The 21,371-nt window shown below is 41.3% G+C and carries 25 protein-coding genes and 1 tRNA gene; 13 read left to right on the forward strand and 13 right to left on the reverse strand.

All coding sequences use genetic code 11. From position 1 onward, the window contains the following. Positions 1–243 precede the first annotated feature (243 nt). The 5 genes from lpdA to FLK61_RS11575 form a co-directional block, all read right to left on the reverse strand. Positions 244–1,656: a dihydrolipoyl dehydrogenase gene (gene lpdA / locus FLK61_RS11555; protein WP_176009609.1), complete on the reverse strand. Its 1,413-nt coding sequence runs from the start codon at positions 1,654–1,656 to the stop codon at positions 244–246. Positions 1,657–1,659: 3 nt separating this feature from the next. Then, positions 1,660–2,958, reverse strand: a complete 1,299-nt coding sequence (locus tag FLK61_RS11560; RefSeq protein WP_176009610.1) for a dihydrolipoamide acetyltransferase family protein — start codon at positions 2,956–2,958, stop codon at positions 1,660–1,662. 75 nt (positions 2,959–3,033) lie between these two features. Then, on the reverse strand, positions 3,034–4,011 hold the full coding sequence (locus FLK61_RS11565) for an alpha-ketoacid dehydrogenase subunit beta (protein WP_176009611.1): 978 nt from the start codon (positions 4,009–4,011) through the stop codon (positions 3,034–3,036). A 3-nt stretch (positions 4,012–4,014) separates the two neighbouring features. Then, positions 4,015–5,103 (reverse strand): pyruvate dehydrogenase (acetyl-transferring) E1 component subunit alpha, encoded by a 1,089-nt coding sequence (gene pdhA / locus FLK61_RS11570; protein WP_176009612.1) that lies wholly within the window; start codon positions 5,101–5,103, stop codon positions 4,015–4,017. Positions 5,104–5,613: 510 nt separating this feature from the next. Further along, on the reverse strand, positions 5,614–6,252 hold the full coding sequence (locus FLK61_RS11575) for a YkyA family protein (RefSeq protein WP_176009613.1): 639 nt from the start codon (positions 6,250–6,252) through the stop codon (positions 5,614–5,616). A gap of 232 nt (positions 6,253–6,484) precedes the next feature. On the opposite strand from FLK61_RS11575, the gene FLK61_RS20340 reads away from it, so the two are divergent. The 4 genes from FLK61_RS20340 to rnjA all read left to right on the forward strand — a co-directional run bounded on the left by FLK61_RS20340 (position 6,485) and on the right by rnjA (position 9,691). After that, a complete protein-coding gene (locus FLK61_RS20340) occupies positions 6,485–6,673 on the forward strand; it encodes a YjcZ family sporulation protein (RefSeq protein WP_176009614.1) in 189 nt (62 codons plus the stop codon). 142 nt (positions 6,674–6,815) lie between these two features. Continuing rightward, positions 6,816–7,394 (forward strand): peptide deformylase, encoded by a 579-nt coding sequence (gene def, locus FLK61_RS11585; RefSeq protein WP_176009615.1) that lies wholly within the window; start codon positions 6,816–6,818, stop codon positions 7,392–7,394. 417 nt (positions 7,395–7,811) lie between these two features. After that, positions 7,812–8,027, forward strand: coding sequence for a DNA-dependent RNA polymerase subunit epsilon (locus FLK61_RS11590; protein ID WP_176009616.1), 216 nt, complete (start codon positions 7,812–7,814; stop codon positions 8,025–8,027). Continuing rightward, a complete protein-coding gene (rnjA, locus tag FLK61_RS11595; protein ID WP_176009617.1) occupies positions 8,027–9,691 on the forward strand; it encodes a ribonuclease J1 in 1,665 nt (554 codons plus the stop codon). The genes FLK61_RS11590 and rnjA overlap by 1 nt, the downstream gene beginning before the upstream one ends. 45 nt (positions 9,692–9,736) lie before the next feature. On the opposite strand, the gene FLK61_RS11600 is transcribed toward rnjA, so the two are convergent. Continuing rightward, positions 9,737–10,402, reverse strand: a complete 666-nt coding sequence (locus FLK61_RS11600) for a potassium channel family protein (protein WP_176009618.1) — start codon at positions 10,400–10,402, stop codon at positions 9,737–9,739. Positions 10,403–10,529: 127 nt separating this feature from the next. Here FLK61_RS11600 and FLK61_RS11605 point away from each other — a divergent pair, with 127 nt between their 5' ends. After that, positions 10,530–11,366, forward strand: a complete 837-nt coding sequence (locus FLK61_RS11605) for a mechanosensitive ion channel family protein (RefSeq protein WP_176009619.1) — start codon at positions 10,530–10,532, stop codon at positions 11,364–11,366. A gap of 224 nt (positions 11,367–11,590) precedes the next feature. Here FLK61_RS11605 and FLK61_RS11610 read toward each other — a convergent pair whose 3' ends face one another. From FLK61_RS11610 to FLK61_RS11630, 5 genes are all read right to left on the reverse strand, one after another. Beyond that, on the reverse strand, positions 11,591–11,803 hold the full coding sequence (locus tag FLK61_RS11610; protein ID WP_176009620.1) for a hypothetical protein: 213 nt from the start codon (positions 11,801–11,803) through the stop codon (positions 11,591–11,593). A 26-nt stretch (positions 11,804–11,829) separates the two neighbouring features. After that, positions 11,830–12,969: an N-acetyldiaminopimelate deacetylase gene (locus FLK61_RS11615; RefSeq protein ID WP_176009621.1), complete on the reverse strand. Its 1,140-nt coding sequence runs from the start codon at positions 12,967–12,969 to the stop codon at positions 11,830–11,832. Next, complete coding sequence (gene dapD / locus FLK61_RS11620) at positions 12,962–13,681, reverse strand: 2,3,4,5-tetrahydropyridine-2,6-dicarboxylate N-acetyltransferase (RefSeq protein WP_176009622.1); 720 nt, start codon at positions 13,679–13,681, stop codon at positions 12,962–12,964. The genes FLK61_RS11615 and dapD overlap by 8 nt, the downstream gene beginning before the upstream one ends. A 69-nt stretch (positions 13,682–13,750) precedes the next feature. After that, positions 13,751–14,800, reverse strand: coding sequence for an HD-GYP domain-containing protein (locus FLK61_RS11625; RefSeq protein ID WP_176009623.1), 1,050 nt, complete (start codon positions 14,798–14,800; stop codon positions 13,751–13,753). A 14-nt stretch (positions 14,801–14,814) separates the two neighbouring features. Further along, positions 14,815–15,927 carry a mechanosensitive ion channel family protein gene (locus FLK61_RS11630; protein ID WP_176009624.1) on the reverse strand — a complete coding sequence of 371 codons (1,113 nt, stop codon included), beginning with the start codon at positions 15,925–15,927 and terminating at the stop codon, positions 14,815–14,817. A gap of 188 nt (positions 15,928–16,115) precedes the next feature. Between FLK61_RS11630 and FLK61_RS11635 the strand changes: the two genes are divergently transcribed. The 4 genes from FLK61_RS11635 (at position 16,116) to nfsA (ending at position 18,477) form a co-directional block, all read left to right on the forward strand. Continuing rightward, positions 16,116–16,763 carry an ATP-binding cassette domain-containing protein gene (locus tag FLK61_RS11635; RefSeq protein ID WP_176009625.1) on the forward strand — a complete coding sequence of 216 codons (648 nt, stop codon included), beginning with the start codon at positions 16,116–16,118 and terminating at the stop codon, positions 16,761–16,763. Positions 16,764–17,043: 280 nt separating this feature from the next. Beyond that, positions 17,044–17,424: an Hsp20/alpha crystallin family protein gene (locus FLK61_RS11640; protein ID WP_176009626.1), complete on the forward strand. Its 381-nt coding sequence runs from the start codon at positions 17,044–17,046 to the stop codon at positions 17,422–17,424. Between the two features lies 1 nt (position 17,425). Continuing rightward, positions 17,426–17,692, forward strand: coding sequence for a YppG family protein (locus FLK61_RS11645; protein ID WP_176009627.1), 267 nt, complete (start codon positions 17,426–17,428; stop codon positions 17,690–17,692). Positions 17,693–17,730: 38 nt separating this feature from the next. Next, the gene (gene nfsA / locus FLK61_RS11650; RefSeq protein WP_176009628.1) at positions 17,731–18,477 is read left to right on the forward strand and encodes an oxygen-insensitive NADPH nitroreductase; all 747 of its coding nucleotides are present in this window, start codon (positions 17,731–17,733) and stop codon (positions 18,475–18,477) included. Positions 18,478–18,589: 112 nt separating this feature from the next. On the opposite strand, the gene FLK61_RS11655 is transcribed toward nfsA, so the two are convergent. Both FLK61_RS11655 and FLK61_RS11660 read right to left on the reverse strand, forming a co-directional pair. Further along, on the reverse strand, positions 18,590–19,021 hold the full coding sequence (locus FLK61_RS11655; protein ID WP_176009629.1) for a GNAT family N-acetyltransferase: 432 nt from the start codon (positions 19,019–19,021) through the stop codon (positions 18,590–18,592). Further along, positions 19,018–19,536 carry a YjcG family protein gene (locus FLK61_RS11660; protein ID WP_176009630.1) on the reverse strand — a complete coding sequence of 173 codons (519 nt, stop codon included), beginning with the start codon at positions 19,534–19,536 and terminating at the stop codon, positions 19,018–19,020. Before FLK61_RS11660 ends, FLK61_RS11655 begins: the two co-directional genes overlap by 4 nt. A gap of 182 nt (positions 19,537–19,718) precedes the next feature. Between FLK61_RS11660 and FLK61_RS11665 the strand changes: the two genes are divergently transcribed. From FLK61_RS11665 to FLK61_RS11680, 4 genes are all read left to right on the forward strand, one after another. Continuing rightward, positions 19,719–20,279: a phosphatidylglycerophosphatase A family protein gene (locus FLK61_RS11665; protein ID WP_176009631.1), complete on the forward strand. Its 561-nt coding sequence runs from the start codon at positions 19,719–19,721 to the stop codon at positions 20,277–20,279. 114 nt (positions 20,280–20,393) lie between these two features. Further along, positions 20,394–20,570: a hypothetical protein gene (locus FLK61_RS11670; RefSeq protein ID WP_176009632.1), complete on the forward strand. Its 177-nt coding sequence runs from the start codon at positions 20,394–20,396 to the stop codon at positions 20,568–20,570. A 140-nt stretch (positions 20,571–20,710) separates the two neighbouring features. Continuing rightward, positions 20,711–20,785, forward strand: a tRNA-Val gene (locus FLK61_RS11675). Positions 20,786–20,900: 115 nt separating this feature from the next. Next, complete coding sequence (locus FLK61_RS11680; protein WP_176009633.1) at positions 20,901–21,044, forward strand: hypothetical protein; 144 nt, start codon at positions 20,901–20,903, stop codon at positions 21,042–21,044. Positions 21,045–21,371 lie beyond the last annotated feature (327 nt).

Here is a 21,371-nt window from a genome sequence, read left to right on the forward strand (position 1 = left end):
TGATTATCCGCTTTTGCTCTCTCATTATCCGGAAAAGTGCTTCGATTATCCGCTTTTGCTCTCTCATTATCCGGAAAGGTGCTTTGATTATCCACTTAAGCCCTTCCATTATCCGATAAGACGCTTCGATTATCCTAATACAAACGAGCCTGACACAAATGAAAACCACTTTGTCTCAGCCTCTAATCATTTAACGTAAAAAGCGATCCAGTGATAAATCACCGGATCGCTTCTTTACTATACTTATTTTACAATGTGGATTGGCATTCCTAATGCTACTTCAGCCGTTTCCATCGTGATTTCACCAAGGGATGGGTGAGCGTGGATAGTAAGAGCGATATCCTCCGCTGTCATACCTGCTTCAATTGCTACACATGCTTCAGAAATCATGTCTGATGCATTTTTACCTGCAATTTGAACACCAAGTACTAATCCATCTTCCTTGCGTGTAATCATCTTTAAGAATCCTTCAGATTCGTTAAGAGATAGAGCTCGTCCGTTCGCTTGGAATGGGAATTTAGAAGCTACGTAGTCATAGCCTTGCTCTTTTGCTTTCTCTTCGTTTAAGCCAACGCTAGCTAGCTCAGGACCAGAGAATACAACTTCCGGAATCGCAGTGTAGTCAATCTCAGAAGCTTCTCCAGAGATCGCTTCTGCAGCAACTTTTGCCTCGTAAGAAGCTTTGTGCGCAAGAGCAGGACCTGCTACGATATCTCCGATTGCATAAATATTAGACTCCGAAGTACGGCACTGCTTGTCGATTTGAATGAATCCTTTATCATTCATTTCAACTCCAGCTTGTTCAAGTCCAAGCTCAGAAGTATTTGGACGACGTCCAACAGTTACAAGAAGAACATTTGCTTCATATTCTTTCTTTTCGCCTTTTACTTCAGCAGTAACTTTCACACCGTTCTCTGTTTCTTCCATTTCTTGAGCGAATGCTTCTGTCTCAATCGTCACGCCAGCTTTTTTAAGACGCTTCGCAACTAATTGACTCATTTGCTTCTCAAATGTTGGAAGAATAGATTTTGTTCCTTCAAGAATCGTTACTTCAGAGCCTAGGTTTGCATATGCAGATCCAAGCTCAACACCGATATAGCCTCCACCGATTACAAGAAGCTTCTCAGGTACTTCTTCAAGCGCTAATGCACCTGTAGAAGATACGACTTTGCCTTCTTTGAACTTAAAGTTTGGAAGTTCAATTGGTGAAGAACCAGTAGCAACGATACAGTTTTTGAATTTATACGTTTGGGAAGACTTGTCGTCCATAATTTTAACAGTTGAGTTATCTACAAAGTAAGCTTCACCGCGAACGATGTCTACTTTGTTTCCTTTTAATAGGCCTTCTACTCCACCAGTTAGCTTATTTACAACAGAAGCTTTCCACTCCTGAACCTTTGTGAAATCAAGCTTTACTTCTCCAACAGAGATACCCATGTCCTCTGAATTAGAAGCATCGTGATAACGATGTCCAGCTTCGATAAGTGCTTTAGATGGGATACAACCAACGTTTAAACAAACGCCGCCCATGTTCCCCTTCTCAACGATTGTTACCTTTTGACCAAGCTGAGCCGCACGAATTGCTGCAACATATCCCCCGGGACCGGAGCCAATGACGAGCGTGTCTACTTCTTCTGGAAAATCTCCTACTACCATGCTTTACCCCTCCATAACAAGTAATTGTGGATCGTTTAACAGACGCTTAATATGGTTTAACGCATACTGAGCAGTCGCACCATCAATGATACGATGATCGAAGCTTAATGACAAGGCTAAAACTGGAGCAACAACTACTTCTCCGTCTTTCACAATTGCTTTTTCTTGGATACGACCAAGACCAAGGATTGCTACTTCTGGGTGGTTGATTACTGGAGTGAACCATTGTCCACCAGCAGATCCGATGTTCGTAATTGTTGTAGATGCACCCTTCATTTCATCAGAAGATAATGAACCATCACGTGCTTTACCAGCTAGTTCGTTAATCTCATCAGAAATCTTGAAGATAGACTTGCGGTCTGTATTCTTCACAACAGGTACTAATAGACCTTTTTCTGTATCAGCTGCAATACCGATGTTGAAGTAATGCTTTTGTACGATTTCATCCGTAGAATCATCTAAAGATGTATTTAGTACAGGGTACTCACGGATCGCAGATGTTAACGCCTTAACAACGTAAGGTAGGTATGTTAACTTAATTCCTTTTTCTTGTGCAACTGGCTTGAACGCTTTACGGTGTTCAACTAATGCAGTTACATCAATTTCGTCCATTAACGTTACGTGAGGTGCTGTGTGCTTCGAGTTAACCATTGCTTTTGCAATCGCACGACGAATACCAGACATCTTCTCACGAGTCTCAAGCTCTTCGTTCACTGGCTGATAAGCAGAGACAGATTTCTTCTCTTCTTTTGCTGGCTGCTCGCTAGAAGCTTCTGTTGAAGTTTCTTGCTGTTCACCAGATCCAAATGAATCGATATCTTCTTTCAGAACTCGACCGTTTTTACCAGATCCAGAAACTTTACGGATATTAACGCCTTGCTCACGAGCATACTTACGTACGGAAGGCATTGCAATAACGCGTGCAGATTCGTCTACTTCCTCATCTTCAGAATCCGTGCTTGCAGATTCTTTCTTTTCCGTAGTTTCTTCCTTAGCTTCTGTCTTTTCTTCAGTTGCAGTTTCTTCCTCTTGGCTTTCTTCTTCGCCACTGTCAGGTTGCTCTGCATCTGTATCGAAAGTAATGATGACTGTACCTACAGTTGTAACAACACCTTCTTCAACGTGGATCTTTTTAACTGTTCCATCCACTGGAGAAGGGATTTCAACGACTGCTTTATCGTTTTGCACTTCACACAGTACGTCGTCCTCTTTTACTTCGTCACCTTCTTTTACTTCCCATTTCACAATTTCCCCTTCATGGATACCTTCACCAATGTCGGGCATTTTGTATTCATACGCCATGGAAATGCCTCCGTTTCATAATATAAGTAATATAAGCACAGAAGGAGGAGGGGAAGCTCCCCTCTTCCTCCCGAATTAAAATTCGATAACTTCTTTAACTTTTGCTACAACGTCTTTTTCGTTTGGAAGCCAAGCATCCTCAGCAGCTGCAAATGGATACACCGTATCAGGAGCAGTTACTCGTCCGATTGGAGCTTCTAAGCTTAGGATCGCGCGGTCGTTAATCTCTGCTACGACGTTAGCTGCAATACCAGCTTGCTTTTGTGCTTCTTGAACAACGATAACACGACCTGTTTTTTCAACAGATTTGATGATTGTATCGATATCTAGTGGGCTGATTGTACGTAAGTCAACAACCTCAACAGAGATATCTTCTTTCTCTAACTGCTCAGCAGCCTTTAGAGAGGTGTGAACCATTGCACCGTAAGTGATGATCGATACATCTGTACCTTCACGCTTTACGTCTGCCTCACCTAGAGGAATCTCATAGCCTTCTTCAGGTACTTCGCCACGGAAAGAACGGTAAAGCTTCATGTGCTCAAGGAATACAACTGGATCGTTATCACGAATCGCAGAAATTAAAAGTCCTTTTGCATCATAAGGAGTAGAAGGAATAACTACCTTTAGACCAGGAGTTTGAGCCATTAGTCCTTCTAAGCTGTCAGCGTGCATCTCTGGAGTTTTAACTCCTCCACCAAATGGTGAACGAATTGTAACAGGTGAGTTGTACATGCCACCAGAACGGTAGCGAAGACGAGCCATTTGTCCTGCTACTGCATCAAATACTTCGAATACGAAGCCAAAGAATTGGATCTCCATAACAGAGCGGTGACCAGTTAAGCTTAAACCATGTGCTAAACCACCAATACCAGACTCTGCAAGTGGCGTATCAAATACGCGATCTTCACCGAATTCCTTTTGAAGGCCTTCAGTAGCACGGAATACTCCACCGTTTTGACCTACATCTTCACCATACACAAGTACGCTTTCGTCATTCTTTAACTCATTACGCATTGCATCGGTAATAGCTTGAATCATTGTCATTTGCGCCATAGCTTACTTCGACTCCTTCTTTGCATATTCTTCACGTTGCTCTACAAGGTTCTCAGGTGCATCTTCAAACATAATGTCGATTAGATCTGTCACCTTTTGCTTTGGAGCTCCGTCTGCCTTTTTAATTGCTTCTTTAATATCTTCTTTTGCTTGTTCTACGATCTTCTCTTCTTCCTCTTCAGACCAAAGCTTCTTGCCTTCAAGGAATTTACGGAAGCGTACTAATGGATCCTTCTTTTCCCACTCATCGTCAAGCTCTGAAGTACGGTAGCGTGTTGGATCGTCACCAGCCATTGTATGAGGACCATAACGGTACGTTAGTGCTTCAATTAATGTTGGACCATTTCCAGCTAAGCCGCGCTCACGAGCATCTTTTGTCGCTGCATAAACGGCAAGAATGTCCATTCCATCAACTTGCTGACCATGAATTCCAGCTGCAACAGCCTTTTGAGCGATTGTTTTCGCTGCAGATTGCTTTTCAACTGGTACAGAGATAGCAAAACGGTTGTTTTGAACAACGAAGATAGCAGGTACGTTGTATGCACCAGCAAAGTTCATTCCTTCGTAGAAGTCACCTTGAGACGCTCCACCATCACCAGTGTACGTGATCGCTACTGCATCTTCTTTATTACGCTTAAGTCCCATAGCGACTCCAGCTGTTTGAGTGATTTGTGCACCGATAATAATTTGTGGAAGCATAATTCGTACGCCTTCAGGTACTTGACCACCTTGGAAGTGACCACGTGACCATAGGAAAGCTTGGTGTAACGGCAATCCGTGGAAGTGGATTTGAGGAATATCTCTATATCCCGGTAAGATCCAGTCTTGCTTCTCTAATGCATACTGTGTACCAATCATTGATGCTTCCTGACCAGCTACAGGCGCGTAGAATCCAAGACGACCTTGACGGTTTAATGAAATGGCACGTTGGTCCCAAATACGAGTGTACACCATACGTGTCATCATTTCTTTTAATTGCTCGTCTGAGAGCTCAGGCATTGCGTCTTTGTTTACGACCTTACCTTTTTCATCGAGAATTTGAAACATTTCAAATTGCTCTTCTACTTGCTGAAGTTCTTTCGTCTTTTCCATGAAATTCTTCACCTCATCCTTTCGAATTGACTTACATTGTTGCGGATCTAGGCGGATCTCGCAAGTGTCCTGCTTTAGTCTCTCCTGGTATTCCACTATTAACTCGTTCAGAAATTAACCACGGAGATCGTATACCCTTTCTTCCTGGCTATCAATCCTTAAATAACGAGAAATATTTATAAGGACTGTAGCAATAATTTTAAAAGAAAATTGATACAACCCTTCACATACGACACTAGTTTACACGAAGCCGAATATGTTCGTCAACGCTTTTATCTCAAACAAAATGCTCTTATCTACCATCATACAAAAGGAAAATGACTTATGTAGGTAAAGCAATCTGTTTCAAACATCTGTTGCACCTGTTATAGTGATTCGCATGCTCTTTCGTCATCATACGACAAAAGTGACGCTTGTGCAAATGTCGCGTACGGCTGATTAAAAAAGCTCGATTAACCAATGATTTTACAAAGAAAAGCCTGATAAGTTAATACCTATCAGGCTTTTTCGTTACTCCACTACATTTAATCCTGCCGCTTCATAAAAAGCTAACTTTTCATCATTAAACTGTGTTGTAAGTTCATTAAATTGTTCACTTAGTTGAGAAACTTCGGCATTAGCAGCATTTACTGTTTCATGCTGCTCTCGAAGCTCTTCCATTTCGACTTCTTCATTTTGAACCATTTCATATAGAAGAATATCTGCTTCTATAGAAGTTAAATAAGATTGATGAAGCTCTTCGTAAACGCCATAGCGCTCTTCCATAGTGCCAAACATCGCTTCCGCATCGGGCTGAAGCTCCTCATCTAAATCCTCTACAAGAGGTGATGCTGTTTGAAATTGCTCATAGGCGTTATCAATCACTTCTTTCTCATCTTCCATCATACCCCGACGTTCTTCTGCCGATGTGATTGCCTCGGTAGCTAATGGTTCAATCTCTTCCACTTCTGAAATAGTTAACATATCATTATAAAGCGTCGTTTCGTTTTGTTCTGCTTCCATAAGCGGCGCTTGTAGCTCTTCGATTTCTCTTTCTATTGCAAACGCAGCTTCTATTTCTGTATACATATCTTCAACCGTTGTGTCATTACTGCAGCCTGCTAACACGGATGCTACCAGTGCAATAGCAACACCTTTCCAAATTTTCACGTAAAAGCCCCTCCTATGTATGTACCTTTGTCTCTCTTAAGTGATATAAAAGCATATCAAGCTACACTTTTATTGCTAGACCCACTGTCTTACAAATTACCTTACTTTTCTCCATATTACAAGTATAACTTCCTAATCATTCCACATAGGCGATGGCACACGCCGCTTTTCACCTCTTACATAAGATGGATTAAATCGTCCAACACGGATGATTACGAAAGGAGGCAAAAACATGAGTGGATACAACGGATTCTGCTGTGATCCTTGCGGATTTGGCAACCAAGGAAACAATCATTGCTACAACTATGGGTACCCTACACAAGTAGCTGGGGTTAGCTCAAACGGCGGCAAAGGCTTCGCTTTAATCGTCGTATTATTCATCCTACTTATTATCGTAGGAGCTTCTAAATGTCACGCGTAGTGACGAATTAGCATATACACTTGTTTGACTTAACGCCATCACAATCCCATGTGATGGCGTTAACTCTTACATAAGCAATGTCTTTTTTTTTACTTTGACCTGTATTATGATAATAGTTGATGAATGAGAGGAGAAGATAGCTATGCTTACGATGAAGGATGTTATCCGCGAGGGTCACCCTACTCTTCGCAAAATTGCTGAGCCTGTTGCGATACCACCATCTAAAGAGGATCAGAAATTACTTGATCAAATGATGGAGTTTTTAATAAATGGTCAAGATCCTGAAATTGCGGAGAAATATGATTTACGTCCAGGGGTTGGATTAGCCGCTCCACAAATTAATGTTTCTAAACGCATGATCGTTGTGCGCACGTCAGATGAAAATGATGAACCTATTGAATATGCGTTATTTAATCCGAAAATTGTCAGTACCTCAAAAGAAACAACCTATCTAGATTCTGGCGAAGGGTGTTTATCTGTGGATCGTGCAGTCGAAGGACATGTTCCACGATACGCTCGTATTAAGGTAGAAGGCTATGACCGTGACGGAAAAAAGTTTTCAAAACGATTTAGAGGATATGAAGCCATTGTTTTTCAACACGAAATGGATCATTTAAACGGTATTATGTTTTATGATCGCATGGATATCGATGATCCTTATAAAGAACCTTTAGCACCTAAAGAAGTGATTAATCGAAGCGAACACGAAGAACCAATTTAAAGATGTAACACGAGTAGCCCTGATACATAATTAGGGCTACTCGTTTTATTTTGCCAGCTTTTAGCATGCAAAAAGTCTCTCGTTTTGAGGAAAGATAAATGAAACTTACACACTCATGTTCGTTTAAAACAAAAAGTTTATGAAAGGTCAACCTTGAATTGATTGGAAGGAGAGTATAAAATGTTGAGAAGGTGGAGAGAACGGATATTAAAGCGCTGTCGAGAATTATTACCTAAACAGCTGTATGCTTAACCTCATTATTGATCCTTAGCGGAGAGGATGAATGCGTTAAAATGAGGCATATAACGTTGCGCCATCCTGTCTACATTCTTTTTAAGATAAAAGGATAAAACAGGCCCATTTAATAACGAACAACATTTAAAAAGAGATAATTATTTAGTTAAAGGAGAGGTATGAATGATTTTTAAAGTATTTTTTCAAGACACATTAACAGAGGTACCAGTGCGCGAGCGTACAAATAGTATTTATGTAGAAGCGAACACGATCGAAGAGGTTCGTAAAAGTATTAAAGACCGCGGTTATAACATTGAATTCGTGACCCCATTATCGGAATCAGCTTTAGCTTACGAACAGGATGCAAATGAAGACTTTAAAGTGGAGTCTGTATCGTAATGAAAGCTAAAAATCATCAAGCAGCCATTTTCGGCCTAGGGGGTCTAGGTGAGATTGGTAAAAATATGTATGCCGTTCAATTTCAGGATGAGATCGTTGTAATCGATTCAGGAATTAAATTCCCGGAGGACGAGCTTTTAGGCATCGATTACGTTATTCCTGACTATACGTACTTAGTGCGTAATGTGGATAAGATCAAAGGTGTTATTATCACGCACGGACACGAAGACCATATTGGTGGTGTTCCGTATTTATTAAAAGAATTAAATGTACCAATTTATGGTGGTAAGCTGGCGTTAGCCTTGATTCGTAATAAGCTCGAGGAACATGGTCTTTTACGTACGGCGCAGCTTCACGAAATAAATGAGGATAGTATCATTAAATTTGCTAAAACATCCGTTTCTTTCTTCCGCACAACGCATAGTATTCCAGACTCTTATGGAATTGTTGTAAAAACACCTGCAGGTAGCATCGTTCAAACTGGAGACTTCAAATTCGATTTCACACCAGTTGGAGAGCCAGCTAATTTATCCAAAATGGCTCAAATTGGCGATGACGGCGTTCTTTGTTTATTATCAGATAGCACAAACGCTGAAGTTCCTGGATTTACCATGTCTGAGCGTAAAGTTGGAGAAAGCATCGACTCTATTTTCCGTAAAGTAGAAGGTCGAATCATTTTTGCTACGTTTGCATCGAACATTTATCGCTTGCAACAGGCTGTAGAGTCTGCGGTTAAATACCGTCGTAAGGTTGCTGTATTTGGTCGTAGCATGGAATCCGCTATCACAATCGGTCGCGAGCTTGGCTATATCAAAGCTCCTGATAGCACGTTTATTGATAGCCATCAATTAAATAAAATTCCAGCTGATCAAGTTCTCATTTTATGTACGGGTAGTCAAGGTGAGCCGATGGCCGCTCTCTCTCGTATTGCTCATGGAACGCATAGACAAATTCAAGTTATTCCTGGTGACACAGTCATCTTCTCGTCTTCTCCAATTCCGGGGAATACGCTTAGCGTAAGTAAAATTATTAATCAGCTGTTCCGCGCAGGAGCTGAAGTTATTCATGGATCATTAAATGATATTCATACGTCTGGGCACGGTAGTCAGGAAGAGCAAAAGCTTATGCTCCGACTCATGAAGCCAAAATACTTCATGCCGATCCACGGTGAATATCGCATGCTTAAAATGCACGCTGAGATGGCACAAGATTGTGGCGTTCCAGCGGAAAATTGCTTTATCATGGATATCGGTGATGTGTTAGCTCTTGATCAAAAAGAGGCAAGCATCGTTGGGAAGGTCCCTGCTGGATCGGTTTATGTGGACGGTAACGGCATTGGGGATATCGGAAATATTGTTCTTCGCGACCGACGCATTCTTTCTGAAGAAGGTCTTGTAGTAGTCGTTGTTAGTCTTAATATGAAGGACTTTAAAGTTGCCTCCGGTCCAGATATTATCTCTCGAGGGTTTGTTTATATGAGAGAGTCTAGTGACCTTATTAACGAAGCGCAACGTAAGCTATCTGCTCACTTAAATGAGATGATGGGCACGCAAACGACGCAATGGTCTGAAATCAAGAATGCAATTACAGATACACTTGGACCGTTCCTTTATGAGCGCACAAAACGTAAACCAATGATTTTACCAATCATTATGGAAGTGTAAATACCTAAAAGACCACGAGCGGCGTTTGCAGCTCGTGGTCTTTTTTTAATCTTCGTCGAACAGATCCTGCTCCATTCGATTTATATCTTTATCTGCGCCAATAACGATTAAGATATCCCCTTCTACTAGTTCTGCATCTGCCATAGGGGAAACATCTATCTTCTCTTCACGCTTTACAGCCATGATATTACAACCATACCTTGCACGAATGTCTAATTCAATTAACGTTTTTTTATGAATATTTCGCCCAACAATTAGCTCGACAATACTATATTCGTCAGAGAGCTCTAAGTAATCTAATACATTTTTCGATACAACGTTATGCGCAATACGGATTCCCATATCTCTTTCTGGATGGACGACTTTATGCGCACCAATTTTATTTAATACTTTTTCGTGATAATCATTTTGTGCTTTGACGGTAATGTGAGGTACTCCTAGTTCAACTAGCATAAGCGTCGTTAAGATACTCGATTGAATATCATCTCCGATCGCAACGATAACATGATCAAAATTACGAATTCCGAGACTTTTCAACGTATTCTCGTCCGTAGAATCAGCCATCACTGCATGTGTAGCAACCTGTGCAAACTCATTTACTTTATCTTCGTTTAAGTCCATAGCTAACACTTCCATACCCTGTTCGGCTAGCTCACGACAAATCGAACCTCCGAATCGCCCCAATCCAATGACTGCAAACTGCTTCTTCATCCTTTTTCCTCCATTCCAAGCTTCCTCTCAATCATACAAATATCGTCCAAAGAATGCAATATAGGTTGATCCTTCTTCTCTTTATGTTAAACTCGTTAGGTAGATTATTTCTGAAAGGAGCTTTCTCATGACAGCATGGATTGAAGCAATTGACTGGGTATCGATTGGGACAAAAGCATTGACCATTTCGTTACAGCTATTAGGGATTCTAATTATCTTTTTTATTGTACGCGCAGTAGGGAGAGCATTTATTACCAAGGCATTCGCAAAAATGTCCGAGCAACGCAACATTTCACCTGGACGTACAAAAACACTCGAAAAACTTTCTATCAACATTTTTTCTTACGTACTTATCTTTATCGTCATTACCCTTATTGTAGGAGTATTTGAGTACGATATCGCGCCACTTATCGCCGGAGCCGGTATTATTGGTCTTGCGATCGGCTTTGGTGCACAAGGCCTCGTGAGTGACATCGTGACTGGCTTCTTTATGCTTCTAGAAAAGCAAATTGATGTCGACGAATATGTGACGCTCGCTGGTATGGACGGTGTAGTTGAAGAGGTTGGCTTACGTACGACAAAGCTGCGTGGCTTTGATGGTACCGTTCACTACATTCCTAACCGTGAGATCAGTAGCTTGAGTAACCACTCTCGCTCGAATATGCGAGCTTTAGTTGATATTAGTATTGGATACGATGAGAATATTGATGAAGCAATGAAGGTCATGCAAGAGGCCTGTGATAAAGTCGCTGCAAATGAAGCAAATATCATCGAAGGACCAAACGTATTAGGTGTTCAAAGCCTTGGCGACAGCGACGTTGTTATTCGCGTCTTAGCAAAAACTGTTAATATGGAGCAATGGGGTGTAGAGCGCGAATTGCGTAAAGCAATTAAAGAGGCACTCGATCAGCATAATATTGAAATCCCATTCCCACATCAAGTGTATATCCAAAAAGAAGACTAGATTGAAGATGATCATGAGCCCGAGACAGTGAAATGTAACGCTGTCTTGGGCTTTTTTTGTTGTGTAGGAAGGGAGTTTGGTATGGAGTAAGGCGAACCGTATGGCGTGGACTCTCTTGTTCTCATACTTGTTTATGTGCATTCATTTTGGTTGCGTGCATTTCGTCCTCCGCGGCGCGCATTTCCGCCTTGGTGGTGTGCATTTCATGTCGCGCTGTCTGCATTTTATCCTCGTTCGTCTGCATTAATTTTGACCGTCTGCATTTTGTCCTCCGCAGCGTGCATTTCCACCATTTCGATGCGCAATGCCAACTCGCGCTGCCTGCATTCCCCCCTCCGCGCTATCCATCTACTTACCTCTACCACTCCACCACCAAATACATCTAAATTTAAGCACAAAAAAGAGTAGCCAACTACACTCTCATCGGCTACTCCCATAAAACGTCTATCATATTATCAGTTACTTACGAACCGACTCGCTCTGATAAATACTCAATCATAAAATCAACTGCAGTAGAAAGAGCTCCCTCTTTTGGATTCAGCTTGTTATGGTGAAGACCATACTCACTATCAACCCCTAGCCAAAACATGAGTCCAGGTATCTCCTCTAAAAAGTACCCGAAGTCCTCTCCTGTCATTGCCTTATCTGCTTCTACAAAGGTGACGGATTCAGACCCACGTGCATACTCCATAAAGCTCTCAGTAAGCACAGGATCATTGTAGACTTGACAATAGTTTGATCCATAGTCTATCGAAGCCTGACATCGGAATCCTTCCTCTACCCCTCTTAAAAGCCCTTCTATGCGCCCTTTAATTTCTTGCATAGAAGTAAGGGAAAGGGTACGAATGGTCCCTTCTATTCTTGCATGTTCTGCGATAATATTCTGCTTCGTGCCCGCTTCCATTTTACCAATTGTCACGACGCCAGAATCTAATGGTGATACATTCCGTGCTACAATCGACTGAAGCTGTGTGACAAAATGGCTTGCTGCGAGTACCATATCCTCCGCGGTATGCGGAAAAGCAGCGTGGCCACCTTTACCGTGAAGGTCGATAAATAGCTCACTCGTATTAGCGAACAGGATCCCGGGCTTTGTCGAAATCGTCCCGACCGGAAGCTCTGGCGCTATATGGAGTGCGTAAATCTCGTCTGGCTTAACCGCCTTAAACTCAGCAGCCTCAAGCATCGGCTTCGCGCCCCCTGGACCTTCTTCAGCTGGCTGAAAAATAAATACGAGTGTATCCTTCGGTCTATTCCTACTAAAATGCTCGATTAACCCTAAAGCAATCGTCATATGGAGGTCGTGCCCACATGCGTGCATCGCGCCTTGATGAGTAGAAGAAAATGAGAGACCGGTATCCTCATTCATAGGCAGGCCATCAATATCAGCACGGTATCCGACTGTCTTAACAGGGTCATAGCCTTCTATACGTACGAGAATCCCTGTCTTCCACGTCGTATACGTAAGGAAGTCAGACTGCTGTTTTTTAATTACTTCAAGTAAATACGCCTGCGTTTTAACTTCTTCAAACCCTAGCTCCGGAATTTGATGAAGCGCCTGACGATAGCTCGTCAGGCGCTCATAGCTGATATACTTACTCATCGTTTAACTTACGTAGCTCCTGCTTGATTTCTGTCTTCCCTTTAGTCTTCTCGTCAATCTCCTTAATTACGCGAGCAGGAGTTCCTGCTACTACCGTGTTTGGAGGTACGTCTTCTGTTACGATAGCGCCTGCTGCTACAACCGCACCAGCACCTACTGTAACGCCCTCAAGTACTACTGCGTTCGCTCCTACTACTACGCCGTCTTCTACAATAACAGGCTTTGCAGATGGTGGCTCAATAACTCCAGCTAATACTGCACCCGCCCCAATATGACAGTTCTTACCAACTGTAGCTCTTCCGCCTAATACAGCGTTCATGTCGATCATCGTACCTTCACCAACAACAGAACCGATGTTGATTGTTGCACCCATCATAATGACAGCAGAATCACCGATCTCTACCTGTTCGCGAATAAACGCGCCTGGCTCAATACGAGCGTGAATATTTTTCATATCTAGTAGTGGAATAGCTGAGTTACGACGGTCATTTTCAACAACAAAGTCTTCAATAGCAGCTTGGTTTTCCTTAATTGCTGCTTGAATCTCTTTCCACTCTCCAAATAGAACGCCTGTATTACCTGTTAAGAATGACTTTGTTTTTGATCCGAAGTCAATTCCTTCAAGCGACCCTTTAATATGTACTTTAACCGGAGTTGATTTCTCCGCGTTTGAGATAAAGCTGATAATTTCGTTTGCATCCATTTGTTTCATAAGTAAAGCCTCCTATTCGTAGTTACAATCCCATACTATGATAGACATTCTTTGCGTAAATTGCAATTGTTACGCAAATACTTTTGTAATAAAAATCGTGGTCTCTTTTGCTAAATCGACTTCTTCAAAGCTAAAGTTTGTATCCCCATCATCGTCATAGGTGCGAATGATTGGTCGTTGGGGTAATCCTTTATGCTGATCAACGACTATCCCAATTCGGTTATTGCTTAGTTTCACCTGCGTGCCATTTGGATAAAAGGCAATACACCGTAAGAATCTCCACACGACATTATAATCAAACACGGTCTCTGCCTTCCCCATTATCTCTTCACATGCTTCATGAGGAAACATGGCATTTGTCTCACTGGATATCAGTCGATCGTACTCATTCGCTACTGCCACTATTTTTGATAAAAAATGAATGTCCTCGCCCTTCATTCCTCTCGGCTTACCAGTACCATCTATATGCTCATGATGTGTTAAAGCAATATGGGCCGAAAGAGTACTAATATCGGGAATTTTCCTGAGCAAATTAAACCCTTTCCACGCATGATGCTGCATCAATTCATCATTTGGATCATATCCTACTGGGATATCCTTTACCTTAACATCACTTACAAGCTTTCCAACGTCGTGTAAAATCGCCCCAACTGCGAGCTCCTGAATTCGTTGCTTCGCAAGACCCATCTGTACGCCAACCATGACAGAGATAATGCACGTGTTCACTAAGTGCACAAACATATCATTATCTTTCGTACGTACATCCGTAAGTTGAATGAGGATATCTCCATTTAACATGATCTCTTCAATCATTTTATCTACCGATTTACTAATATCTTCACCCTTTATGGGTTTGTCGTCTTGAATATACTGAATCGCATTAGCGAGTGTTTTTATGGCTTCACGTTTTGTCGTTTCCGACACCACTTCTTCCATCTCGATATCATCAAAGTGCTCGTCCTGTAAAAATAATGATCGCACACCCATTTGTCTAAGCTTTGATAATAAGCCAATTGTTAAGGATACTCCGGAGTGGAGTAAAATTCGACCATCATTTGAGAGAATATGTTTACCTAACTTTTCTCCTTGTTGCACGCGCTCTAATGATACATATCTCATAGACTCGCCCCTCTTTACTCATCATTTTCTTTCGACTGCTGTGTATTTTTTTCTAAATCATTTAGAAAAGCTATTTCGTCATCATTTTCTACATGTAAAGTGGAAGTAGGGAAAGCAATTTTCACATCTTCTTCTTCAAGCATGTGAATGATCGCAATATTGATCGACTCTTTTATATTTAAGTGGTCCACCCAGCCAGTTGGCTTTGTAAAGTAATAGACTAAGATCTCTAATGAGCTATCTTGGAACTCAGAAAATTTCACCATAATTAATTCTTGATCCACGTCTTCATGATTACGTAAATACGTATCAAGCTTTGTCATAAGAGAACGAAGACGAGCAACTGGTGTGCCGTATTCCACTCCAAGGTTAAAAGAAACACGTCTCTTCCCCATCTGTGACCAGTTCTCAATTGGTTCATTTGAAAGCGTTGAGTTTGGAACAGTAATTAAGGAGTCACTAAACGTCCTTACTAATGTACTTCGGAAATTAATATCCTCCACGATTCCCTCTACAGATGGCGTCGATATCCAGTCCCCTACTGCAAATGGTTTCTCCGTAATAATGACAACTCCTCCAAAGAAGTTACCAAGAGACTCTTGAGCTGCCAGTGCAAATGCCAGTCCACCTAGCCCTAATCCGGCAACAAACCCACCTACTTCAAATCCCCATTCAGACAAGACAATGCTAAGTCCCATCGCTACAATAGCAAATCGAATCAATTTGGAGACAAAAGGCATTAATATGTCGTCTTCCGCTACATCAAATCGTTTTCCAACGCTTGTTAAAATGGAGGAAGAGGATGATGCAAGGTTAAAAAGCCCCCATGCAACATGCACGATTATGATAGATCTAAAAATTTGAGTAAATATCGCCTGATACGTATCAGGTAAAGGGAAATACACAAATGCTATAAAGAGTCCAATAAATACCATAAATGATCTCATTGGTCTTTCAAACGCCAACAGGATATTAGTAATTAAGTCTGTTGGAATCTTCCTAGATAATGAAACGATCATTTTAAACACATACGTTGTAAACAGTTTGCGGAATACTAAAAATAGAAAAAAGATCCCAACTGCAATTAGGAGCTCCTGCCACGAAAACTGTTGCGCTACTTCTTCCATTCATAACACGTCCTTATTTACGTAAATCAGCTGTTACTCTTGATGCAACATGCACACTAGCTGTTTTTGAACATGCTCCTATATTACCGCCATTCCGGTCTTTAGTAAATGATTATACCGCGAGCTTCTCTTTCCACATCGTTTTTTGATATGATTATTCGTAACTAACGTACACTTAGGAGGAGCTTATGTCTTTCATTGAATGGAATCATGTAACAAAGCGTATTCGTTTAGAGGAAGGTCTACACACATTCTTTCACGAGGCCAATATGTCTATTGAGGAAGGGACCATTTCATATGTAAAAAGTGAGAGCGAGGACGCAATATCGCTATTTTTTGCTATGATGGCTGCAACGACTCCACCAAATAGTGGAGATATTATCATTGATGGGACAGATATTACAGCTGTTCAGGATCGTTTCGCTTGGAGAAAACGTACAATCGGGTACCTAAACGACGACGGTTTATTAGTCCCTGATCGTTCCATTCGTCAAAATCTGCTACTTGGTTTTGATCCAGGTACAAATGAGTATGACGTCCGAAACGCCCAAATTGAACAGCTTGCCGAGGAGCTTGGTTTATCAGCAGAGGAGCTAGATGAAAGTATAGAGGGGCTTGACTCTCACTATCAACTCCTTGCTAATCTGACGTTCATTTTGATTTCAAAGCCACCCATTCTACTTGCAACTCATATTAAAGAGCAAACAATTATGACACTTTTATTGGATTATGCAAAAAAGCATCGTCTAACGGTGCTATATGCTGACGCACCTTACGCCGAAAGTGAAGCTCAACAATACATCACACTAAGCGATGGGCTCATACATGTAGAATAACGTAACAAGCAAACGCAGGGGCTCTACCCTTGCGTTTGCTTGTTATTTTTACATACTTATTAAGCATTAATTATGGCTAATAAAGAGAGAATTGCAAATGTTATTGCAATTCCTGATGAGGCGATGAGAAATAATAAAATAATTCCTTTTTGCCACTTTTTCATTCAGTAACCCTTCTTTCTATTTATCAAATGTTACGCAGACCTACCTAAGGGACATGCCTATCACCCATTGACTACGAATGCATAAGATAAAGTAGAAAACTAGGATGAGGTGAAACATGATGAAAAAAAAGCCCTTAGATCGATTAGCTATTGGAGATGTGCTTCATTCGATGGATCGGTTCTTTCAAAACACGTTTGATCACATGCAAACATCCCGACATATCGTCTTAGAACAATTCGAGGCCAAAGACGCGTATTTAATCGAAGCGGAGCTCCCGGGAGTGAAATTATCGCACATTGAACTGGACTGTTGGAATGAGTATATCACGATTCGAGTAACTGGTGGTACTAGGTTTAATCAATCGGAGAGAACGGTGCGACTTCCTTTTATCGTTCATGCAGACGACATGAGTGCCGCCCTTACTGACGGGATCTTGACCATCACTATCTCGATGAAAAAAAGTCGCGTGCAGATTAACGGAGAGGAGGTGACTTAATATGTTCCATGATCCATTTAGACCTCGTCCACCTTATATGCACCCGCCTATGAATCATTTTCAGCAAGGTGGTTATCCACAAGGACCTATGCCACCACAGCACATGCCTAAACGTCGACCAGGAGCTAGAATTATGCAAACGTTCCAAACTCCAGAGGGGAATTTAGACCTCCAAAAAATGATGACGACAGTGGACACAGTGGTCAAGACAGCTCATCAAGTAAGCCCGATTATTAAATCTGTCGGTGGCTACTTCATAAAAAAATAAACCCTCCTATGGTAAACTAGTGACAGGAGGCGATACAAGTGAACGAGACACTATCTATCTTACGTAATCACCGTTCCGTTAGACAGTTTACAGATACCCCACTAACGGAAGAAGAAATTTTGACACTTGTAGAGGCTGCTCAATCGGCCTCTACATCTAGCTTTATTCAAGCATACTCCATCATTGGAGTAAAAAACCGTGATACAAAAAAGGAATTAGCTCGTTTAGCAGGTGGACAAGACTATGTACTAGAGAATGGCCATTTCTTTATCTTTTGCGCGGATTTACACCGCCATACCGTGGCAGCTGAAATGGAAGACGTCTCAATCTCTGACACTATCTCCACAACAGAAAAGTTTATTGTCGCAACAGTAGATGCTAGTTTAGCTGCTCAAAATGCATCTATTGCAGCAGAATCCCTTGGTCTCGGCATATGTTACATAGGAGGGCTGCGTAATAATATCGAGGCAGTCTCAGAGCTCTTACAGCTCCCAGACCATGTCATCCCTCTTTACGGACTTGCTGTCGGACACCCTGCCGGTGAGACAGCCATTAAACCTAGACTTCCTGTACCTGCTGTTTACATGGAAGAAACATATGCAAACGATAAAGATGCAAAAGTTAGATTGACTGCCTATAACGAAACCATCAGCGACTATTATAAGGAGCGCACAGGTGGTAAACGGAACGATTCATGGACGAGCCAAATGACGAACATGTTAGCAACTCCTTCAAGACTGCACATGAAGGAATTTGTTCAAGGTAAGGGTATGATGAAATCGTGAACTCCAAAAGCTTCCCGTTTTTTAGAGTATCGTTATAAAGATTGTTTAAACAAAAAAATTGATTAATATAACAAAGCAAAAGAGGATGCCACATTTGTTGGCACCCTCTTTTTTACTGTAGCTTTTTTTCCATTGTGACATGCCAAATATCCGCATCTAAAAAAGGCGTCTCGGAAACAGTTTGATAACCAATTGTTTGATAAAAGGCTTCTGCATGTGTTTGGGCATTGAGCTTTACGATGGAAGCGCCTCGTTCTTTTGCTGTTGCCTCCATTTGCTCCATTAGTACTTTCCCAAGTCCTTTTCCTCGACCGCTTTTTAAAATGCATACTCTTTCTGCTTTGGCAATGTCTTGCATTATTCTGATTCTACCTGCTCCTGTTGGAGTAGTATCTTCATATAAGATGAAGTGAATCGATTCCTTTTCTTTATCATCGATTTCCAGTGCCTCAGGGACTCCCTGTTCCTCAATAAATACTTTTCTGCGAACACTATATACATCGTTCAGTTCGTCGTCCGTTCTTGCTACGTGCGTTGCAATCATGAATCCCCTTCTCCTAATAAGAACGTCTCATATACAGTCCATGTACCGTTCTCTAGTTGATAGAGGAGCTGAAAGCGATCTACTGTCTCTTCATGGTCAACAGATTCAAGCTTTAATCTGCCAAAGACGTCTGATAGCTCATCATAATTCATTTCTTGACCAATTGTGATGTGAGGAACAAACGGATGCGCTCGCTCTCTATAAAGAGAACCTGTATTTAGTGCCTCATGAAGTGATAATAGTTGATCATTTTCTGCTACTTTCATGTATAAGGTATTGGTAGCTGGATAAAAGCTACTATATTTTAGTACTTCAAGCTTAAAAGGTTTTTGTTTTTTTGAAATGGTACGAAGCTCAGCTACGAGCGTCTGGATATCTTGTTCGTCGGCCTCAAAAGGCTCTTTTACGGTTAAATGTGGCGGGACTAATGAATATTTCGTATCATAACGTTTGCGATATGAATTAGCAATGTCTTGTAGCTTCTTTGATGGGAATACGGCAATTCCGTATTTCATGAACCATTCCTCCTTTTTTGTACGATTTTATTCGTACTGTATTCTAATCATAGTATAATTCTAACACGTTTACAAAAAATCCTGCTAATTCCCTAAATCCTCATTTCGTTGTCATAATCGTAATTAGTGTGAATAGTATGATAAGATAAGGTATACTTTCATTTTTTAGAGGAGACGATTACGTGAAAAACTTAGAACCAATCAAATCACACGTTGTAGAAGAAGCGACAAGAAACCTACTTAAAGAACGAGGCGTATCCGTTGAAGCAATTGCAGATATTGTCTATAAAATGCAATCTCAATATAGTCAAACACTTTCAATGGAAGAATGTATAGAAAGCGTTGATGCTGTCCTTGAAAAGCGAGAAATACAACATGCTGTATTAGTAGGCGTCGAGCTGGATAAACTAGCAGAACAAAAGAAATTATCTGAACCGCTTCAATCTATCGTTGAGATGGACGAAGGATTGTTTGGCGTTGATGAGACAATTGCTATAGGCTCTGTTTTTGGCTATGGAAGCATCGCTGTTACAACCTTTGGCTTTTTAGATAAAGAAAAAATCGGCATCATTAAAGAGCTAGATACGAATCCTGGTGAAAAAGTACACACATTTTTAGATGACCTTGTTTGTAGTATCGCTGCAAATGCCTCAAGTCGTCTCGCTCATAGGCTTCGTGATAAAGAAGAGAAGCTAGCTGCTGAAGAAATTAAGCATCGAGATGAAGAAGAGCGCATGGCCTAATACACTGTGGTACCGCCTTCTTACTTAGTAAGGGTGGTACCACCTTTTTCTTGATTTTTTGTCTTACGCGATGCTATATTTTTAAAGAATGATGATGCATTGAGGTGAAGGGATATGGCTCGACCTAAATGGATTTACTGGAAGCAGATTTTCCACTCGAAGTTTCAAGCGACATGCTTAAAAGCAAAGATTGAGGATAATTGGGTGAACGGATATGAGGTCGGTCCTTTAGTAGAAGTGCGAAAATTAAAGGATGATCGCTATGTTGTTCGTTACACGTATGATGAATAAATTATTGTTGCTTTTTTTATTATGGTGCGATATCATTATAAATGTCGTCACCTTACATAATCAGTTCTTTAACCCTGTTTGAAGAATACCAATTTTACAGGGTCGTACGGTGTTGCCTCATATACATGTTTCTATAATATGCACCTATAGCTCAGCGGGAGAGCACTTGGTCGACAACCAAGGGGTCGTTGGTTCAATCCCAACTAGGTGCACCATAGTTAAACGTTCAAACCTCTTGCTTAGCAAGAGGTTTTTGTTTTTATATTTTTTCACTCCGTTTTTTGTTAAACTAGGCATATATATCTTTAGTCACGAAAGGAGAATTCCTGTATGTCTCTGAAATCATCGATCTACAAAGCACTCCGTATTTGGAACGATATCGACGCGGTTCGGAAAGGGCGCGTTGGTAAACGAGTCGGTCGAAGAGTCGCCGGTAAAGCAACTGGTAAATCGATGCGAAAGCTCTTTAAGTAATTACTTCCCTGTCCCCTCTTAACCTCTTTTTATGTTTCACCATATCTTAGCGAGGCTTACAGCGTGAAATGGAGAAAGCTTCTTCTACAGTACTTTTTTTGTTTGCTCGTTGGAAATCCATTTAGGTGGTCACTGCCTCTCTTCGACCTTCGTATGCGTTAAGCGCCTTCCTTTACATCAAATCAAGGTCCGTATGCGTCACTTAGGTCCTCGTTTTACATTAGTCAGCGCCTCACATGCGTCCGACAACTTTCTTTGCAGTCAAGTCCACATTACCTCTCATTTTCATCCATTAGCTCGATTCTATTCATAACTAGTTGAACCCAT

Source organism: Paenalkalicoccus suaedae (genome assembly GCF_006965545.2).
In the GTDB taxonomy this organism is placed as follows: domain Bacteria; phylum Bacillota; class Bacilli; order Bacillales; family Salisediminibacteriaceae; genus Paenalkalicoccus; species Paenalkalicoccus suaedae.

Coding starts and splice junctions, on each gene's coding strand:
- lpdA (WP_176009609.1), bottom strand. CDS start 1,656: ATGGTAGTAGGAGATTTTCCAGAAGAAGTAGACACGCTCGTCATTGGC.
- FLK61_RS11560 (WP_176009610.1), bottom strand. CDS start 2,958: ATGGCGTATGAATACAAAATGCCCGACATTGGTGAAGGTATCCATGAA.
- FLK61_RS11565 (WP_176009611.1), bottom strand. CDS start 4,011: ATGGCGCAAATGACAATGATTCAAGCTATTACCGATGCAATGCGTAAT.
- pdhA (WP_176009612.1), bottom strand. CDS start 5,103: ATGGAAAAGACGAAAGAACTTCAGCAAGTAGAAGAGCAATTTGAAATG.
- FLK61_RS20340 (WP_176009614.1), top strand. CDS start 6,485: ATGAGTGGATACAACGGATTCTGCTGTGATCCTTGCGGATTTGGCAAC.
- def (WP_176009615.1), top strand. CDS start 6,816: ATGCTTACGATGAAGGATGTTATCCGCGAGGGTCACCCTACTCTTCGC.
- FLK61_RS11590 (WP_176009616.1), top strand. CDS start 7,812: ATGATTTTTAAAGTATTTTTTCAAGACACATTAACAGAGGTACCAGTG.
- rnjA (WP_176009617.1), top strand. CDS start 8,027: ATGAAAGCTAAAAATCATCAAGCAGCCATTTTCGGCCTAGGGGGTCTA.
- FLK61_RS11600 (WP_176009618.1), bottom strand. CDS start 10,402: ATGAAGAAGCAGTTTGCAGTCATTGGATTGGGGCGATTCGGAGGTTCG.
- FLK61_RS11605 (WP_176009619.1), top strand. CDS start 10,530: ATGACAGCATGGATTGAAGCAATTGACTGGGTATCGATTGGGACAAAA.
- FLK61_RS11610 (WP_176009620.1), bottom strand. CDS start 11,803: ATGGGAGTAGCCGATGAGAGTGTAGTTGGCTACTCTTTTTTGTGCTTA.
- FLK61_RS11615 (WP_176009621.1), bottom strand. CDS start 12,969: ATGAGTAAGTATATCAGCTATGAGCGCCTGACGAGCTATCGTCAGGCG.
- dapD (WP_176009622.1), bottom strand. CDS start 13,681: ATGAAACAAATGGATGCAAACGAAATTATCAGCTTTATCTCAAACGCG.
- FLK61_RS11625 (WP_176009623.1), bottom strand. CDS start 14,800: ATGAGATATGTATCATTAGAGCGCGTGCAACAAGGAGAAAAGTTAGGT.
- FLK61_RS11630 (WP_176009624.1), bottom strand. CDS start 15,927: ATGGAAGAAGTAGCGCAACAGTTTTCGTGGCAGGAGCTCCTAATTGCA.
- FLK61_RS11635 (WP_176009625.1), top strand. CDS start 16,116: ATGTCTTTCATTGAATGGAATCATGTAACAAAGCGTATTCGTTTAGAG.
- FLK61_RS11640 (WP_176009626.1), top strand. CDS start 17,044: ATGATGAAAAAAAAGCCCTTAGATCGATTAGCTATTGGAGATGTGCTT.
- FLK61_RS11645 (WP_176009627.1), top strand. CDS start 17,426: ATGTTCCATGATCCATTTAGACCTCGTCCACCTTATATGCACCCGCCT.
- FLK61_RS11655 (WP_176009629.1), bottom strand. CDS start 19,021: ATGATTGCAACGCACGTAGCAAGAACGGACGACGAACTGAACGATGTA.
- FLK61_RS11660 (WP_176009630.1), bottom strand. CDS start 19,536: ATGAAATACGGAATTGCCGTATTCCCATCAAAGAAGCTACAAGACATT.
- FLK61_RS11670 (WP_176009632.1), top strand. CDS start 20,394: ATGGCTCGACCTAAATGGATTTACTGGAAGCAGATTTTCCACTCGAAG.
- FLK61_RS11680 (WP_176009633.1), top strand. CDS start 20,901: ATGTCTCTGAAATCATCGATCTACAAAGCACTCCGTATTTGGAACGAT.